Genomic DNA, 15,513 nt, shown 5'->3' on the forward strand with positions numbered 1-15,513 from the left:
GCGTACCACTGACATCGCGAAGGCCGCCCGAGGGGCGGCCTTCCGTGTTGTACGGGCCGTTCCTCCCCTTACGGAAGGAACCGCCGACATGCCTCGCTCCACCACCGACGTCCTGCGCCGCCTCCTGTCACCCGGCTGCCCGCCGTTCGCCCTGCTCCGCCGCCGCACGCCCGGCCGCCCCGCGGCCGACACCGTCGAAGTGCTGGTCGGCGAGGTGACCGAGGTGCCGCGGCTGGCGGACATCGCGCTCGGCGAGGGCGTGCCGCACGGCGGCGCGGCCACCACCGACGCGCTGGCGCTGGTCCCGTTCCGGCAGATCCGCGAGCGCGGGTTCGACGTCCGCGACGACGGCACGCCGCTGGCGGTGCTGCACCCGAGCGAGGCGTACGAACTGCCGCTGGACGAGGTGCTGGCGGAACTCCCCGCCGCCGAGGTGCGGGTGGCGGACGGCACGTTCGACGTCTCCGACGACGCGTACGCCGGGATCGTGGAGCGCGTCCTGCGGGACGAGATCGGGACCGGCGAGGGCGCCAACTTCGTCATCCGGCGCACCTTCCGGGGCGAGATCCCGGGCTTCGGCACGGCCGACGCGCTCGCGCTGTTCCGGCGGCTGCTGGCCGGCGAGCGGGGCGCGTACTGGACGTACGTCGTGCACCGGCCGGGCGTGCGGACGCTGGTCGGCGCCAGCCCGGAGGTGCATGTGCGGATGTCCGGCGGAACGGTCGTGATGAACCCGATCAGCGGCACCTACCGCTACCCGGCGGGCGGGCCGGCCGCGGACGGCCTGCTGGCGTTCCTGGGCGACCGCAAGGAGGTGGAGGAGCTGTCCATGGTCGTGGACGAGGAGCTCAAGATGATGTGCACCGTCGGCGACAAGGGCGGTGTGGTGGTCGGGCCGCGGCTCAAGGAGATGGCGCACCTCGCGCACACGGAGTACGAGCTGCGCGGGCGCTCCTCGCTGGACGTGCGGGAGGTCCTCAAGGAGACCATGTTCGCGGCGACCGTCACCGGCTCCCCCGTGCAGAACGCCTGCCGGGTGATCGAGCGCCACGAGGTGGGCGGCCGCGGCTACTACGCCGGGGCGCTGGCCCTGCTCGGGCGGGACGCGGGCGGCGCGCAGACCCTGGACTCGCCGATCCTCATCCGTACGGCGGACATCGACGCCGGCGGCGGCCTGCGCGTCCCGGTCGGCGCCACCCTCGTACGGGCCTCCGACCCCAGGGCCGAGGTCGCCGAGACGCACGCCAAGGCCGCGGGGGTGCTGACCGCGCTCGGCGTGCGCCCCGCGCCGGACCGTGCCGCCGGAGCCGTACGGGCGCCGCGGCTGGCCGACGACCCGCGGGTGCGCGCGGCGCTCGACGCCCGCCGCGCCGACCTCGCCCCCTTCTGGCTGCGGATGCAGAGCACCGCGCCGACCGCCGCGCTGTCCGGGCACGCCCTGGTGATCGACGCCGAGGACACCTTCACCGCGATGCTGGCGCACCTGCTGCGCACCTCGGGCCTGACGGTCACGGTGCGGCGCTTCGACGAGCCGGGGCTGCGGGAGGCCGCGACCGCCCACGAGGGCCCGGTCGTGCTCGGCCCGGGGCCCGGCAACCCGTCGGACGCCGCCGACCCGAAGATGCGCCTGCTGCGCGCGCTGACCGCGGAGCTGGTGCGCGACCACCGGCACGGCCTGCTCGGCGTCTGCCTCGGCCACGAGCTGATCGCCGCCGAACTGGGCCTGGAGGTCGTGCGCAAGGAGGTGCCGTTCCAGGGCGCGCAGGAGCGCGTCGACTTCTTCGGGCGCGAGGAGACCGTCGGCTTCTACAACACGTTCACGGCCCGCTGCGACGAGGCGGCGGTGGCCGAACTGGCCATGCACCGGGTCGAGCTGAGCCGGGACGCGGAGACCGGCGAGGTGCACGCGCTGCGCGGCCCCGGCTTCGCGGGTGTGCAGTTCCATCCCGAGTCGGTGCTGACCCTGGACGGCGCGGCGATCACCGCCCAGTTGCTGGCCGCCGTCCTGGTGTGACGAGGGTGTTCTCGTTGGCGCGGCCGGCCAGGTAGTCCTCGACGTTGCGCACGGTGGCGTCGACGATCTGGCTGACCGCGTCCTCGGTGAAGTACGCCTGGTGCGAGGTGACCAGCACGTTGCCGAAGGTCATCAGGCGGGCGAGGGTGTCGTCGTGGATGACTTCGAGGGACTTGTCGAAGAAGAAGAGCCCGGCCTCCTCCTCGTAGACGTCCAGGCCGACGCCGGCGAGCCGGCCGGCCTTGAGGGTCTCCACGAGCGCCGCGGTGTCGACCAGGCCGCCGCGGCTGGAGTTGACCAGGATCGCGTCGTCCTTCATGGCGGCCAGCGCGGCGGCGTCGATGAGGTGCCGGGTGGCCTCCGTCAGGGGCACGTGCAGGCTGATCAGGTCGGACTCCGCGAACAGCCGGTCCTGGCCGACGTACTTCATGCCCAGTTCGGCGCAGCGGGGGTTCTCGGCGAGGTCCCAGCCCAGCAGGTTCATGCCGAAGCCGTGGGCGATGCGGGTGAACGCCTCGCCGATCTTGCCGGTGCCGAGCACGCCCACGGTACGGCCGCGCAGGTCGCGGCCCATCAGGCCGTCCAGCCTGAAGTCGAAGTTGCGGGTGCGGTTGGCGGCCCGCACGAGGCGGCGGTTGACGGCGGTGGCCAGCGCCCAGGCGAACTCCGCTACGGAGTACGGCGAGTAGTAGGAGACCCGCCCGACGGTCACGCCAAGGTCCTGTGCGGCCTCCAGGTCGATGTTGTTGTAGCCGGTGGCCCGCTGGGCGATCATCTTCGTGCCGCCCGCCGCCAGCTCCTGGAGCACCTCGGCGCTCAGGTCGGCGTTGACGCTGACGCTGACGACCTCGTAGCCGGCGGCGATGGGGGCGGTGTCGCGGTTGAGGAAGACGTCGAGGCAGCGGACTTGGTGGCGTCCGGCGAAGGCCCTCGTCAGCAGCGGCCGCTCGTCCGTCTGCACGCCGAATGCGATGATCTCCACGTTTTCTCCCGCTCCTCGGCCGTTCCGGGTCGCTCGGTCCGGTCGCCGACGCCCGCTTCGGGGCATATGCGGCGACAAGGCCGAATATACGGCGCGGAGCGTGGCGCCGCCGTACCGGTGACGGGTGCGGCGACGCCCCCGCGTCAGCCGAAGAAAACCCCGGCCTCCGCGTACAGCCTCGGGTCCACGGTCTTGAGCTTCGCGGTCGCCTCCGCCAGCGGCACCCGGACGATGTCCGTACCGCGCAGCGCGACCATCCGCCCGTAGTCGCCGTCGCGCACCGCGTCGATCGCGTGCAGGCCGAAGCGGGTGGCCAGCCAGCGGTCGAAGGCGCTGGGCGTGCCGCCGCGCTGGGTGTGGCCGAGCACCGTCGTACGGGCCTCCTTGCCCGTACGGTCCTCGATCTCCTTGGCCAGCCACTCCCCCACACCGGTCAGCCGCACGTGCCCGAAGGAGTCCGTGCCCCCGTGCTTGAGGACCAGCTCGCCGTCCTTGGGCATGGCGCCCTCCGCGACCACCACGATCGGCGCGTAGCGGACCTTGAAACGGGACTCGATCCAGGAGCAGACCTGGTCGACGTCGAAGCGCTGCTCGGGGATGAGGATGACGTTGGCGCCGCCCGCCAGGCCCGAGTGGAGCGCGATCCAGCCCGCGTGCCGCCCCATGACCTCGACGACCAGGACCCGCATATGCGACTCGGCCGTGGTGTGCAGCCGGTCGATGGCCTCGGTGGCGACGCCGACGGCGGTGTCGAAGCCGAAGGTGTAGTCGGTCGCCGAGAGGTCGTTGTCGATCGTCTTGGGCACCCCGACGCAGTTGATGCCGTACTCGCCGGACAGCCGCGCCGCGACCCCGAGGGTGTCCTCGCCGCCGATCACGATGAGCGCCTCGACCTCCTGCTTGGCGAGGGTGTCCTTGATCCGGCGGATGCCGTCCTCCCGCTTGAGGGGGTTGGTGCGCGAGGAGCCGAGGATCGTGCCGCCGCGGGGCAGGATGCCGCGTACGGCGGAGATGTCGAGCGGCACCGTGTCGCCCTCCAGCGGCCCGCGCCAGCCGTCCCGGAAGCCGACGAAGCCGTAGCCGTACTCCTGGACACCCTTGCGCACCACGCCCCGGATGACCGCGTTGAGACCGGGGCAGTCGCCGCCGCCGGTCAGTACTCCGACCCGCATCGCTGCTTCACCTTCATCCCGTCCGTGGCCGCGCATCCGCCGGTGGCCGCGCGCGGCCGTCCTCTGCCGACGCCGGTCACGCTAATGGTGACGCACGTCACCCCGGGATGGGGCGGAGGGCGAATTCCCGGGAAATGCGGGGGACTTGACGCGGATACGTTCACCCGTACGAGCGCATGGCGCGGGCCCGGCCGGTGACGCGCCGGGCGGGCCTCAGACCTCGTCCAGGCCGCGTTCGATCGCGTAGCGCACCAGCTCGACGCGGTTGTGCAGCTGGAGCTTGCCGAGGGTGTTCTGCACGTGGTTCTGCACCGTGCGGTGCGAGATGACCAGCCGCTCGGCGATCTGCTTGTACGACAGGCCCTTGGCGACCAGGCGCAGCACCTCGGTCTCCCGGTCGGTCAGCTGCGGCGCGCCGGGCTCGTCCTCGGTGGCCGGGGCGGGCTCGGTCGCCAGCCTGCGGTACTCGCCCAGCACCAGCCCGGCCAGGCCCGGGGTGAACACCGGGTCGCCGGCCGCCGTGCTGCGCACCGCGTCCAGCAGTTCCTCGGTGCTGGCCGACTTCAGCAGATAGCCCGTGGCACCGGACTTGACGGCCTCCAGCACGTCGGCGTGCTCGCCGCTGGCGGAGAGCACCAGCACCCGCAGCGCCGGATTGGCGCCGACCAGCTCCCGGCACACCTCCACGCCGGGCAGGCCCGGCAGGTTCAGGTCCAGCACCAGCACGTCGGGGGCGGCGGCCTGCGCGCGGCGCACCGCCTGCGGCCCGTCCCCGGCCGTCGCCACCACCTCGAACCCGGCCTCGGCCAGGTCACGGGCGACCGCGTCCCGCCACATCGGGTGGTCGTCGACCACCATCACCTTCACGCCCTGCGGCTCGCTCACGCCGTACTCCTCCCCCGTCTCGTGCCCGCGGGCGCACCGCCCTTGGGGACCTTCAACTCCACTTCGGTGCCCTGGCCGGGGACCGAGACCCAGTCGGCGCTGCCGCCCAGGTCGCGCAGCCGGCCGCGGATCGACAGGGCGACCCCGAGCCGGCCCTCGCGCTCGGCGTCCGCGAGGCGCCCCTCGGGGATGCCGGGGCCGTCGTCCCGCACCGTCACGATCACCTCGTCCGGCTCGTCCTCCACCAGGATCCACGCCTGTGCCCCGTCCCCCGCGTGCACCTTCACGTTGTCCAGTGCGGCGCTGACAGCGGCCGCCAGCTCCGCGGCGGCGGCCGCCGGGAGCACCACGGGCGCGCCCGGCTCGGAGAACGTGACGCGCGCGCCGGCGTGCGGCGCCAGCAGGGCCCGTACGTCGCACGGCCCGGCGTCGGTGCCGTCCGCGCCGTCCGCGCACGGCACCGGTGCGGACAGCACCTCGTCCGGCGTACGGGCGTCGTCCGGCGCACCGGCGCGCGGCCGCACCAGCCCGCTGGAGACCAGGGTGCGCAGCGCGACCTCCTGCTCGCCCGCCATCCGGCCCAGCTCGGCCGCCTCGCCGCCGATCGCGGTACCGCGCCGCTGCACCATCGCCAGGACCTGGAGCACGCTGTCGTGGATGTCCCGGGCCAGCCGCTCCCGTTCGCGGGTGGCGGCCTCGATCTGGAGGGCGCGGGCGAGGGTGCGCTCACTGGCGCGGGCCACCTCGACCACGTAGCCGATCGCGACGCTGGCCACCCACACCAGGACGACGTTGTGGATGGTGTCGCGGGCGAACTCCTGGCGCTCGACCAGGTTGACGACGGCGACCAGCGCGGAGGCCACCGCGGCCCAGCGCCAGCCGCCCTTGATCGCGAAGCCGAGCACCGCGCCCGCCGTCCAGATGGACGGCAGGGTGGGCCCGCCGCCCATGATCCGCTCGTGGCTGTCCACCGCGAGGGTGAGCAGGATGCCGCCGAGCGCGAAGGACAGGTCGCCGATGAGGAAGGCGCGGGTGCAGCGCTCGGCGGAGGTCGTACGGCGCCAGGTGAAGCCCATCCACACGGTCAGCGCCGTCATGTAGGCGGCCGCGCCGAGGGGGTGCTGGTACTGGTCGTAGGAGACCGCGAACAGGACCAGGACGTAGCAGAGGGTCAGGACGCGGTAGCCGGTCAGCGCCCGCCACAGCGGGAGTTCCACGGACATCCGGACCACGCGCGGCGGCCGCCCCCTGCCCTTGCCCGCCGCCCCGCCGGCCGCCGGCGGTATCTCTGCCTCTGCCATTTCGCCCCCACCCCTGCGCCGGGGCGCGACTACGCCCCGGTTCCGGTCCGGCCCTGCTGCTCCGTGGTCTGTGCGGCCTGCGCCTTGCCGGCCTTGGCCGCCTTCTCCGCCTCGGCCTTCTTCTTGGCCGCTTCCGCGATCTGCCGCTTGGCGGCGGTCGCGTAGATGTCGACGTACTCCTGGCCCGACAGCTTCATGATCTCGTACATGACCTCGTCGGTCACCGAACGCAGGATGAAGCGGTCGCCCTCCATGCCGTGGTACCGGCTGAAGTCCAGCGGCTTGCCGATCCGGATGCCGGGCCGGATCATCTTGGGCATGACCTTGCCCGGCGGCTGCACCTTCTCCGTGTCGATCATGGCGACGGGGATGACCGGGGCGCCGGTGGCCAGCGCCACCCGGGCCAGGCCGCCCGGCTTGCCGCGGTAGAGCCGGCCGTCCGGCGAGCGGGTGCCCTCCGGGTAGATGCCGAACAGCTCGCCGCGCTCCAGCACCTCGATGCCGCTCTTGATCGCCGCCTCGCCGGCGCCGCGCGCTCCCGAGCGGTCCACGGGCAGCTGGCCCACGCCCTTGAAGAAGGCGGCGGTCAGCTTGCCCTTGACGCCCGGAGAGGTGAAGTACTCGGCCTTGGCGATGAAGGTGACCTTGCGGTCGAGCACGGCGGGCAGGAAGAAGGAGTCCGAGAAGGACAGGTGGTTGCTCGCCAGGATCGCGGGACCCGTGGCGGGGATGTGCTCCAAGCCCTCCACCCAGGGGCGGAAAGCCAGCTTCAGCGATCCGCCGATGGAAAACTTCATTGCGCCGTAGATCAACCCACTGCCTCCTGTGTGTGACGCAAAGACCTTAACCTGCCCCGGCGCCCCCCTCTCCTCGGCGGCCCTGTCCAGAGGCCCGCGGGGCCTTCGGACCTATCCGCCCGGCGCCGCTCCGCGTACGCTTCGAGTAACCCGCGCAACCCGTTCCCGCCCGGCCCCTCATCGATCGGAGTCCCCCGGTGCCGCTGCTTCCCGGAGCCGAGCCGTTCCGCCGCGACGGTGGTCCCACCGGTGTCCTCGTCTGCCACGGCTTCACCGGCTCCCCCCAGTCCGTACGCCCCTGGGCCGAGTACCTGGCCGACCGCGGCCTGACGGTCTCGCTGCCGCTGCTGCCGGGCCACGGCACCCGCTGGCAGGACATGCAGTTGACCACCTGGCAGGACTGGTACGCCGAGGTGGACCGCGAGCTGCGGGAGCTGACCGAGCGGTGCGAGCAGGTGTTCGTGTGCGGCCTGTCGATGGGCGGCGCGCTGGCGCTGCGGCTGGCCGAGCGGCACGGCGCCGCCATCAGCGGCCTGGCCCTGGTCAACCCGGGCAACAAGGTGCACGACGCCGCCGCGCCGCTGCTGCCCGTGCTGCGCCACCTCGTACGGACGACCAAGGGCGTGGCCAACGACGTCGCCAAGCCGGGGGCGGTCGAGATCGGCTACGACCGGGTGCCGCTGCACGCCGCGCACTCGCTGCGCCGGCTGTTCCGGCTCGTCGACGCGGAGCTCCCCCGGGTGACCCAGCCGCTGCTGGTCATGACCAGTCCCCAGGACCACGTCGTGCCGCCGGCCGACTCGGAGCGCATCCTCAGCCGGGTGTCCTCGACGGACGTACGGCACACGCTGCTGGAGCGCAGCTACCACGTCGCGACGCTCGACCACGACGCCGAGCGGATCTGCCAGGAGACCTACGACTTCATCGCCCGTCTGGCACCGAGCGTGCGCACGGGTACGGAGAGTGAGGAGACGGCCCCCAGTGGTGGAGCGTAGCCCCCGCGATCCCCGCGATCCGCTGGACGAGGAAGCCGCCTGGGCCGAGATCGTCGCCGGGTACGGCAAGGAGCCCGACTTCCCCGACGAGGACGGGCCGGTCGCCAACGCGGCCGCGAAGCCGGACGAGAGCCGGGCCGACGACGGGCAGCGGCCCGAAGGCAAGCCGCCGGAGAAGGCGGAGCCGGGCCGTACGGAGGACAACGGCGGCCTGACGGTCGAGGAGCGGCCGCGCGACGAGCCCTCCCCCGGCGCTCCGGGCAGGCCCGGCGAGGGCCCGGTGGGCAGCTTCGTGGTCTTCGCGCCCGGCGTGGGTCCCGGGCCGCGGGACTGGAAGGCGTCCGAGACGTCCGACGACGACTTCGACGAGACGGACGAGGGGCACTTCGTGCCGCCCGAGCCGCCGCCGCTGCCCAGCGCCGACGTGACGGCCAAGTTCGCGTGGCTCGCGGTGCTCGGCGGGCCGCTGCTGCTGGTCCTGATGGTGCTGTTGCAGCAGCCCGTCACCTGGTGGATCACGCTGCTCGGCATCGGCGGCTTCCTGGGCGGCTTCGCCACGCTCGTGGCCCGGATGAAGCACGACGACGAGGACGACGAGGAGCTGCCGGGCGGCGGCGCGGTGGTCTGAGACCGGCGCCCGCCGACGGCGCGGGGCGGTTCACCCACGCGCGCCGGGTGTCGTGACCGTTGGTGACCTGCCGACCGGAGATGATCACGCCGAGTACTCGGCCGCGTCTCCGGGAGGACCCCCATGCGTCATCCGTTCGCGTCGTCGTGCCCGCGCCCACGGCGCCTGACCCGGGTGGCGGCCGCCGCCGCCACGGTCGCGGCGGTGACCGGGCTGCTGGCCGCGGCACCGGCCGCCGCCGGCCCGCCGCGGCAGCCGCGGGCGCCGGGGCCGGGACCGGCCGCCGTCGTCTCCCTCGGCGACTCCTACATCTCCGGTGAGGCCGGCCGCTGGGCCGGCAACACCGACGCCAACCCGGCCAACTATCCGCGCATCGACGCGCTCGGCCCGACCGCGTACTTCGACAACGCGGCCCGCACCGCCGAGCGGATCGCGCAGTGCCACCGCTCGCGCTCCGCCGAGATCCACCTCGGGCTGCCCCGCACCGAGAGCGAGAACCTGGCCTGTTCCGGCGCCCGTACCGACTCCTTCCGGTCCCCGAAGGGCGTCGCCAAGCCGGGCCTGGACTTCTCCGCCGCTGCGGGCGTGCCGGGGCAGGCCACGCAGCTGGAGGAGTACGCCCGCGACCACCCGGTGCGGCTGGTCGCCGTGTCGATCGGCGGCAACGACTTCCACTTCGGCGACGTGGTCCAGTCCTGTGTCCTCGCGTATCTGAGCCCGCTGCCGAAGGCGTGCAGCCAGGATGCCGGCAACCTCGCCCGGTTCACGCCGCGAGCGGTCCAGGCGCGCGCGGCCGACATCGCGGGCGGCCTGCGCAACATCCGGCAGGCCATGCTGCGGGCGGGTTACGACACCGACGACTACGACGTGGTCGTGCAGAACTACCCGGCCCCCATCCCGCACGGCCGCGACTTCCGCTACCCCGCGCCGCTGGGCGCGCGCCAGACCCTGGGCGGCTGCGCGTTCAACGACCGGGACGCCGACTGGGCGGTGGACACGGTGCTCCCGGCCGTCGGCCGGGCGGTGGAGGAGGGCATCAACAGGAGCGGGCTGGACAACGTCAGCTTCCTGGACCTCTCGCACAGCCTGGACGGGCACCGCCTCTGCGAGCGCGGGGTGGGGCTGGTCGCCCCCGTGCGCGGCACGGTCAGCAGGTGGACCGCGCCGGGGGCGGCCGACAGGACCGAGTGGGTCAACTGGGTGCGCACGGTCACCGCGGTGCTGCCGCCGTTCCAGGTGCAGGAGGCGCTGCACCCCAACTACTGGGGCCAGTTGGCGCTGCGGAACTGCCTGCGGCAGGCGTACGTGTCCGTGGACGGCACGCGGGCACCGAAGAGCCGGCGCACCTGCACCGGCGGCGGCCCCGGCCTCAACGAGCGTGGCGAGCCCAAGATGAAGCTGTCCTGAGCGGCTTTCCCGACGGCACGGCGGGCACCCGGAGCGCGGCCAGCACCGGCAGGTGGTCCGTGGCGGCGAGCAGGTCGCCCTGGCTCACGCCCGGCAGGTCGCGCGGCACGCCGCAGCCCAGCACCTCGACGCCGCCGGTCGTGAACACGGCGTCGATGCGCTGGTGCGGGTCGTGGGGCGTGGAGGTGAACTCCCCGCCCCACGGCGCCGCCGCCCAGGCGTCGGTGAGCGAGCCCGCCAGCCGCCGGAAGGCGCGCCCGTCCGGCCGGTCGTTCAGGTCACCTGCCGCGACGGCGTACGGGGTGTCCAGCGCGCGCAGCCGCTCCAGCAGCAGGCCCGCCTGGTCGTACCGCTCGGCCTCCCGCAGGCTGAGGTGACAGCTGAGGAGACCGGCCCGGGCGCCCCCGATCCGTACCACCGCAGTCGCGAAACCGCGCTGGTGCAGGCCGGGGGTGCGGGGCAGCAGCACGTCCTCCGTGCGCTCCACGTGGGCGCGCAGCGAGGACAGGATCATCGGGCCGGCCGCGGTGGCGCCGCCCGTCACATACACCAGGTCCGTGGCCCGGCAGAGCTTCGCCACGCTCTTGCGCCACCGGAAGAACCGCGGCGCCTCCTGCACGAACACCACGTCGGGGGCGCAGGCCCGGATCACCCGGGCCAGCGCCGCGCGGTCGTCGCGCAGCGAGCGGACGTTGTAGCTCAGCACGCGGAACACGGCCGAGCCGTCCGGCTCGGTACGGGCGGCAGGCAGCACGGCCGGCACCGCTGGTCAGCCCTGGCGTGCCAGGTCGGCGGCGCCGACCAGTCCCGCCTTGCCGCCGAGCTGGGCGGCCAGCACCTGGGCGTGCGGCCGCCACTGGTTGCCGACCAGCCAGCGGCGGAAGGACTTGCGGATCGGGTCCAGGACCAGTTCGCCCTCGTCCGAGACGCCGCCGCCGACGATGAAGGCGGAGGGGTCGAACAGCGAGGCGAGGTCGGCCAGTCCGGCGCCGGCCCAGCGGGCCAGTTCGCGGAAGGAGTCGATGGCGACCGGGTCGCCCTGGCGGGCGGCCTCGCTGATGTGCTTGCCCTGGATCCCCTCGGAGCTGCCGTCGCCCAGCGACAGCAGGACCTTGGCGTTCTCGGGGGTGGCGAAGGCGCGCTGGCGGGCGTAGCGCAGCAGGGCGCGGCCCGAGGCGTACTGCTCCCAGCAGCCCTGGCTGCCGCAGCCGCACAGCAGGCCGTCCGGTACGACGCGGATGTGGCCGAACTCGGCGGCGACGCCGAAGCGGCCGCGGCGCAGCTTGTTGCCGATGATGATGCCGCCGCCCAGGCCGGTGCCGAGGGTGATGCAGATGACGTCGCTGTGGCCCTGGCCCGCGCCGAACCGGTACTCGCCCCAGGCCGCCGCGTTGGCGTCGTTCTCGACGACCACGGGCAGCCCGACGCGCTGCTCGACCTTGTCTTTCAGCGGCTCGTGGCGCCAGTCGATGTTCGGCGCGAACAGGACGGTGGCCCGCTTCTCGTCCACGTAGCCGGCGGCCCCGATGCCGACGGCCTCGACCTGGTGGTCGGCGCTGATCGTGCGGACCGCGTCGGCGATGGCCTCCGTCAGTTCGTCGGTGGCCTGCGGGGTCGGCACCTTGCACGTTTCGAGGATCGTGCCCTCTTCGTCGACCACGCCGGCCGCGATCTTCGTGCCGCCGATGTCGACGCCGATGGTGAGTCCCATGTGTCCCTCAGTTATTGGTCGTACCCCGCCGCCGACCACCGTACCGGAGTTGAGGGTGCGGCCAGCGCGCTCCCGGGGTTCGGGCCCGGGCTCAGTCGAGGTCGATCCGCTCGGTGCCCGCGGGGCCGTCGTCGTCACGGCGGGGGCCGCCCGGGGTGTCGCGCTTGTCGTTGATGTCGCGGATGTCACTGGCGTCTTCCGCGTCCTCGGCACGCGGGGTGCCCGCGGCGGCGTTGGCGGCGGCGTCCCTGGTCCAGCGGCGCTCGCTGTGCTCGACGGCCGAACGGTAGGCGGCCATCAGTTCGGACCCGGCCGCGGCGAGGTGGTCGAAGACCTCGGGGTTGCGCTCGACGACCGGCTCGACGACGGCCTTGGCCTGCCGGAACAGCTGCTGGACGGCGCCCTGCGCGGCCAGCCCCGCGAGCCCGCCCGGCAGCTGGATGCCGGAGAGCCGGTCCGTGACGGCCTCCGCGAGGCGGCGCAGTTCCTCGGCGGCACTGCCCGGCGGGGGGCCGTACCGCTCGCGGCGGCGCGCCCGCTCGGCCGCCAGGTCCTCGGCGCACGCCGTCTCCCAGGCATCGGCGTCGACCCGGTCCGTACGGCCGGCGGGGGGCTCGGTGGCATCGCTCATGGCGGACTCACTCCTGCGGCGAGGCGGATCTTCCGCCGCGCGGACGCGGCGTTTTCGGGGCGGTGCTTCTCCCGACGTTACCCGAACGGCGGTGTGCCGTTCAGTGACCTCGGGGCCACAGATCGGGATCGGGCGTGAAGCGGATGTGCAGCGCGCCGTCGCGCAGGCCCGCGCCGGAGACCGAGCAGCGGCGCAGCGCGGAGGGCAGGGTGCGTATCCGCCGGAAGCGGCCCGCGGTGACGATGACCTCGTCGCCGCGGCGCAGCAGCCCGAGCCCGTCACGGTCGGCGCCCGGCAGCGGCACCCGCCACACGAGGATGCCGTCAGGGGCGAGCCGGTCCTCCACGGTCCAGGGGTCGGCGGCGGCTCCGGGCTCCGCCGGCTCCCCCGCGGCCGCGCCGGTCAGGGCGTCCAGTTCCTCGGCGCCTTCGGGGTCGCGGCCCAGGTGCGGCACCTCGACGACAGGCGCGCCGGGGAACTCCTCGCGCAGCGCCTTGAGCGCGCTCTGCTGCTGGCCCGAGAGCGCGGCCAGGAAGGGGTCGGCGGACCCGGTGGGCAGCAGCCGGTTGGCGACCACGGCGTCGGTGCGGTGGCCGAACAGCGCGAGCCCCGAGCGCACCGCCCGCAGGTCGGCGACGGCGCCGGGGCCCGGTTCGGCGACGAGCCGTACGGTCGTGCCGGGGTGGTCGATCACCCGCTGTACGGCGGCCAGTTCGTGTTCCCAGCGCTCCGCGGCCTCGTAGAGCTTCTGGGTGGGCAGCTGTACGCCCGCGAGCTGGGCCAGCACCGGCCGCAGCGCGCGGGCGGCCTGCCGTTCGGGCGGCAGCAGGCGGCGCAGGTAGCGGCGCGCCTGCTCGGGCAGGGCGAGCAGGGCGACGGTGTCGGCCGCGGGCGGCATGTCGACGACGATCGTGTCGGTACCGCCGGTCGCTTCGTGTGCCGCGCGCAGCGCGTGGAGCAGGGCGAACTCCTCCCCGCCCGGCAGCTCGGTCAGTTCCTCCTCGTCCAGGGGCGCGGCGCCGAGGAGGTCGAGGGCGGCTGCCGCGCGCTCCTGGAAGGCGAGGGCCTCCTGCCGGAAGTGCCCGGCCGGGTCGACGCAGCGGACCAGCAGCCCCGGCGCCGCGGTCACCGGGGCGCCGCCGGGGCGGCCGAGCCGGGTGCCGAGCGCGCGTTCGGCCGCGCCGCTCTGGGTGGTGAGCAGCAGGACGCGCTCGCCGCGCCGGGCGCCGGCCAGGGCGGTCGCGGCGGCGATGGTGGTGCGGCCCGCGCCGCCCAGGCCGGTGACGAGGACGGTTCGCATGGTCAGAGCCGCTTGGCCTCGTCGGCGGGGGCCGCGGGGCCGCTCTCGACGCGCTTCTTCAACCCGTCCAGCGCGCGGTCGATGATGACCTTCTCCGCCTTGCGCTTGATCATGCCGAGCATCGGGATCTTGACGTCGACGGTCAGCCGGTACGTCACTTCGGTGTGCGCCCCGCCCGCGAGCGGGACGAGCCGGTAGGAGCCGTCGAGCGTCCGCAGCATCTGGGACTTCACCAGCGACCAGCTGACCTCGTGGTCGCCGGTCCAGGTGTAGGCGAGGGTGTGGTCGTCCTTGATCGCGCCGGCGTCCAGCAGCAGGCGCACCTGCTCGGCACGGCCCTGGTCGTCCTTGCTGAGGATCTCGGCTTCCTTGACCTCGCCGGTCCAGTCCGGGTAGCGGTCAAAGTCGGCGATCACTCCCATCACCTCGGCGGGCGCCGCCTCGATCGTGATGCTAGAGCTGGTGTGTTCGGCCATCGCCGTGACTCCTCCATGCCGATTCGTGCCGGTCCGCCAGACGCGTATCCCTGCTGCTGAAGGCTACCGCGCGGCGAAAGCGCCCTGGACAGGCTCCCCGCCCGATCCGGTCAGCCCCTGGGGCGGCCGCGGGAAGGCCGTCACCACTCCAGGACGTACGGCGTGCCCGTCGCGTTGAAGTGCCCCACGTTGACGCATTCGGTGGCGCCGACGCGTACCCGCCGGGCGAGCGGCTGATGCACGTGTCCGAAGAGCGCGTAGCGCGGGCGGGTCCGGCGGATCGCGTCCAGGAGGGCGGCGCTGCCGCGTTCGAAGCGGCGGGCGACGACGTCGTAGCAGAGCTCGGGAACGTCCGGCGGGATGTGGGTGCACAGCACGTCCACCTCGCCGACGGCCTCGACCTTGGCGGCGTACTCCTCGTCGCTGATCTCGTAGGGAGTGCGCATCGGGGTCGTCAGGCCGCCCCCGACGAACCCGAAGACCCGGCCGCCGATCTCCACCCGCTCGCCGTCCAGGACGGTGGTACCGGGCCGGGCGTACTCCGGCCACAGACGGGGGATGTCCACGTTGCCGTAGGTGGCGTACGTCGGTTCGGGGAAGGCCGCGAACAGTTCGGCGTACTGCTTGCGGACGGCCTCCTCGATGACGGCCGCCCGGCCGCCGCCCGCCCGCTCGATGTCGCCCCACAGCCTGCGGCCCAGCTCGCGGGCCTCCTCGAAGCGGCGGGCGGTGCGCAGTTCGACCAGCCGGTGGGCGTTCTCGACGCCGAAGAGGTCGGGGAAGATGCCGCGCGAGTGGTCGGCGTAGTCCAGGAACAGCACGAGGTCGCCCAGGCAGACCAGGGCGTCGGCGCCGTCGCCCGCCGTGGCGAGATCCCGCCCGTTGCCGTGTACGTCGCTCACCACATGCACTCGCATGCCGTCACCCTAGATCGAAAGGCGGGCCGTCGGGAGAGGGGCCTCGCGTACCGCCGGGCGGGGGTGCGAAACGCCGCCGCCCGGGGGGCCCGACCTGCGGTTACTTCCGGGTCACCGAATGCCTGGTCTAGTCTGCGCGAAGCAGTCGCAAGGCGTGTCCAGGCGCGTGTCACACCGCTGTGACGCATCGAACATCTGGGCGTACCCCCCTATCCGAAAAGCAATACCGGTGGGTAACGTCCGGGCAGTCCAACACCCCCCTGCCTGATCATGGACCGCAGCCGGCCAGCACACAGC

Annotated in this window: 15 protein-coding genes; 4 read left to right on the top strand and 11 right to left on the bottom strand. The window is 73.6% G+C overall.

All coding sequences use genetic code 11. The annotated features are described in order from the left end of the window. Positions 1–88: 88 nt before the first annotated feature. Complete coding sequence (locus ACH4OW_RS00300; RefSeq protein ID WP_398023766.1) at positions 89–2,014, top strand: anthranilate synthase family protein; 1,926 nt, start codon at positions 89–91, stop codon at positions 2,012–2,014. Here the strand turns inward: ACH4OW_RS00300 and ACH4OW_RS00305 are convergent. The 5 genes from ACH4OW_RS00305 to ACH4OW_RS00325 form a co-directional block, all read right to left on the bottom strand. Further along, positions 1,980–2,996 carry a 2-hydroxyacid dehydrogenase gene (locus ACH4OW_RS00305; RefSeq protein WP_360137590.1) on the bottom strand — a complete coding sequence of 339 codons (1,017 nt, stop codon included), beginning with the start codon at positions 2,994–2,996 and terminating at the stop codon, positions 1,980–1,982. The two genes, ACH4OW_RS00300 and ACH4OW_RS00305, sit on opposite strands and share 35 nt — an antisense overlap. Before the next feature lie 143 nt (positions 2,997–3,139). Beyond that, positions 3,140–4,168 carry a 6-phosphofructokinase gene (locus ACH4OW_RS00310; protein WP_360137587.1) on the bottom strand — a complete coding sequence of 343 codons (1,029 nt, stop codon included), beginning with the start codon at positions 4,166–4,168 and terminating at the stop codon, positions 3,140–3,142. Positions 4,169–4,381: 213 nt separating this feature from the next. After that, the gene (locus tag ACH4OW_RS00315) at positions 4,382–5,026 is read right to left on the bottom strand and encodes a response regulator (protein ID WP_398024416.1); all 645 of its coding nucleotides are present in this window, start codon (positions 5,024–5,026) and stop codon (positions 4,382–4,384) included. Between the two features lie 23 nt (positions 5,027–5,049). Continuing rightward, positions 5,050–6,354 (bottom strand): MacS family sensor histidine kinase, encoded by a 1,305-nt coding sequence (gene macS / locus ACH4OW_RS00320; RefSeq protein WP_398023768.1) that lies wholly within the window; start codon positions 6,352–6,354, stop codon positions 5,050–5,052. Positions 6,355–6,383: 29 nt separating this feature from the next. Beyond that, complete coding sequence (locus tag ACH4OW_RS00325) at positions 6,384–7,151, bottom strand: lysophospholipid acyltransferase family protein (protein WP_360137581.1); 768 nt, start codon at positions 7,149–7,151, stop codon at positions 6,384–6,386. A 197-nt stretch (positions 7,152–7,348) separates the two neighbouring features. Here ACH4OW_RS00325 and ACH4OW_RS00330 point away from each other — a divergent pair, with 197 nt between their 5' ends. From ACH4OW_RS00330 to ACH4OW_RS00340, 3 genes are all read left to right on the top strand, one after another. After that, positions 7,349–8,146: an alpha/beta fold hydrolase gene (locus tag ACH4OW_RS00330; protein ID WP_360137578.1), complete on the top strand. Its 798-nt coding sequence runs from the start codon at positions 7,349–7,351 to the stop codon at positions 8,144–8,146. Beyond that, a complete protein-coding gene (locus ACH4OW_RS00335) occupies positions 8,133–8,774 on the top strand; it encodes a hypothetical protein (protein WP_398023770.1) in 642 nt (213 codons plus the stop codon). The genes ACH4OW_RS00330 and ACH4OW_RS00335 overlap by 14 nt, the downstream gene beginning before the upstream one ends. A gap of 123 nt (positions 8,775–8,897) precedes the next feature. Continuing rightward, on the top strand, positions 8,898–10,181 hold the full coding sequence (locus ACH4OW_RS00340; RefSeq protein ID WP_398023772.1) for a hypothetical protein: 1,284 nt from the start codon (positions 8,898–8,900) through the stop codon (positions 10,179–10,181). Here the strand turns inward: ACH4OW_RS00340 and ACH4OW_RS00345 are convergent. The 6 genes from ACH4OW_RS00345 to ACH4OW_RS00370 form a co-directional block, all read right to left on the bottom strand. Next, a complete protein-coding gene (locus ACH4OW_RS00345; protein WP_398023774.1) occupies positions 10,144–10,935 on the bottom strand; it encodes an endonuclease/exonuclease/phosphatase family protein in 792 nt (263 codons plus the stop codon). The genes ACH4OW_RS00340 and ACH4OW_RS00345 overlap by 38 nt on opposite strands. 15 nt (positions 10,936–10,950) lie before the next feature. Next, complete coding sequence (locus ACH4OW_RS00350; protein ID WP_360137567.1) at positions 10,951–11,892, bottom strand: ROK family glucokinase; 942 nt, start codon at positions 11,890–11,892, stop codon at positions 10,951–10,953. A 91-nt stretch (positions 11,893–11,983) separates the two neighbouring features. Next, positions 11,984–12,523, bottom strand: coding sequence for a DUF5304 domain-containing protein (locus tag ACH4OW_RS00355; protein WP_398023776.1), 540 nt, complete (start codon positions 12,521–12,523; stop codon positions 11,984–11,986). Positions 12,524–12,623: 100 nt separating this feature from the next. Then, the gene (locus ACH4OW_RS00360) at positions 12,624–13,823 is read right to left on the bottom strand and encodes an ArsA family ATPase (RefSeq protein ID WP_398023779.1); all 1,200 of its coding nucleotides are present in this window, start codon (positions 13,821–13,823) and stop codon (positions 12,624–12,626) included. A 2-nt stretch (positions 13,824–13,825) separates the two neighbouring features. Continuing rightward, positions 13,826–14,299: an SRPBCC family protein gene (locus ACH4OW_RS00365; protein WP_360137558.1), complete on the bottom strand. Its 474-nt coding sequence runs from the start codon at positions 14,297–14,299 to the stop codon at positions 13,826–13,828. A 140-nt stretch (positions 14,300–14,439) separates the two neighbouring features. Then, positions 14,440–15,204 (bottom strand): metallophosphoesterase, encoded by a 765-nt coding sequence (locus tag ACH4OW_RS00370; RefSeq protein ID WP_360137641.1) that lies wholly within the window; start codon positions 15,202–15,204, stop codon positions 14,440–14,442. Positions 15,205–15,513: the final 309 nt, after the last annotated feature.

Origin of the sequence: Streptomyces sp. NPDC017056 (assembly GCF_044332485.1) — a bacterium.
In the GTDB taxonomy this organism is placed as follows: domain Bacteria; phylum Actinomycetota; class Actinomycetes; order Streptomycetales; family Streptomycetaceae; genus Streptomyces.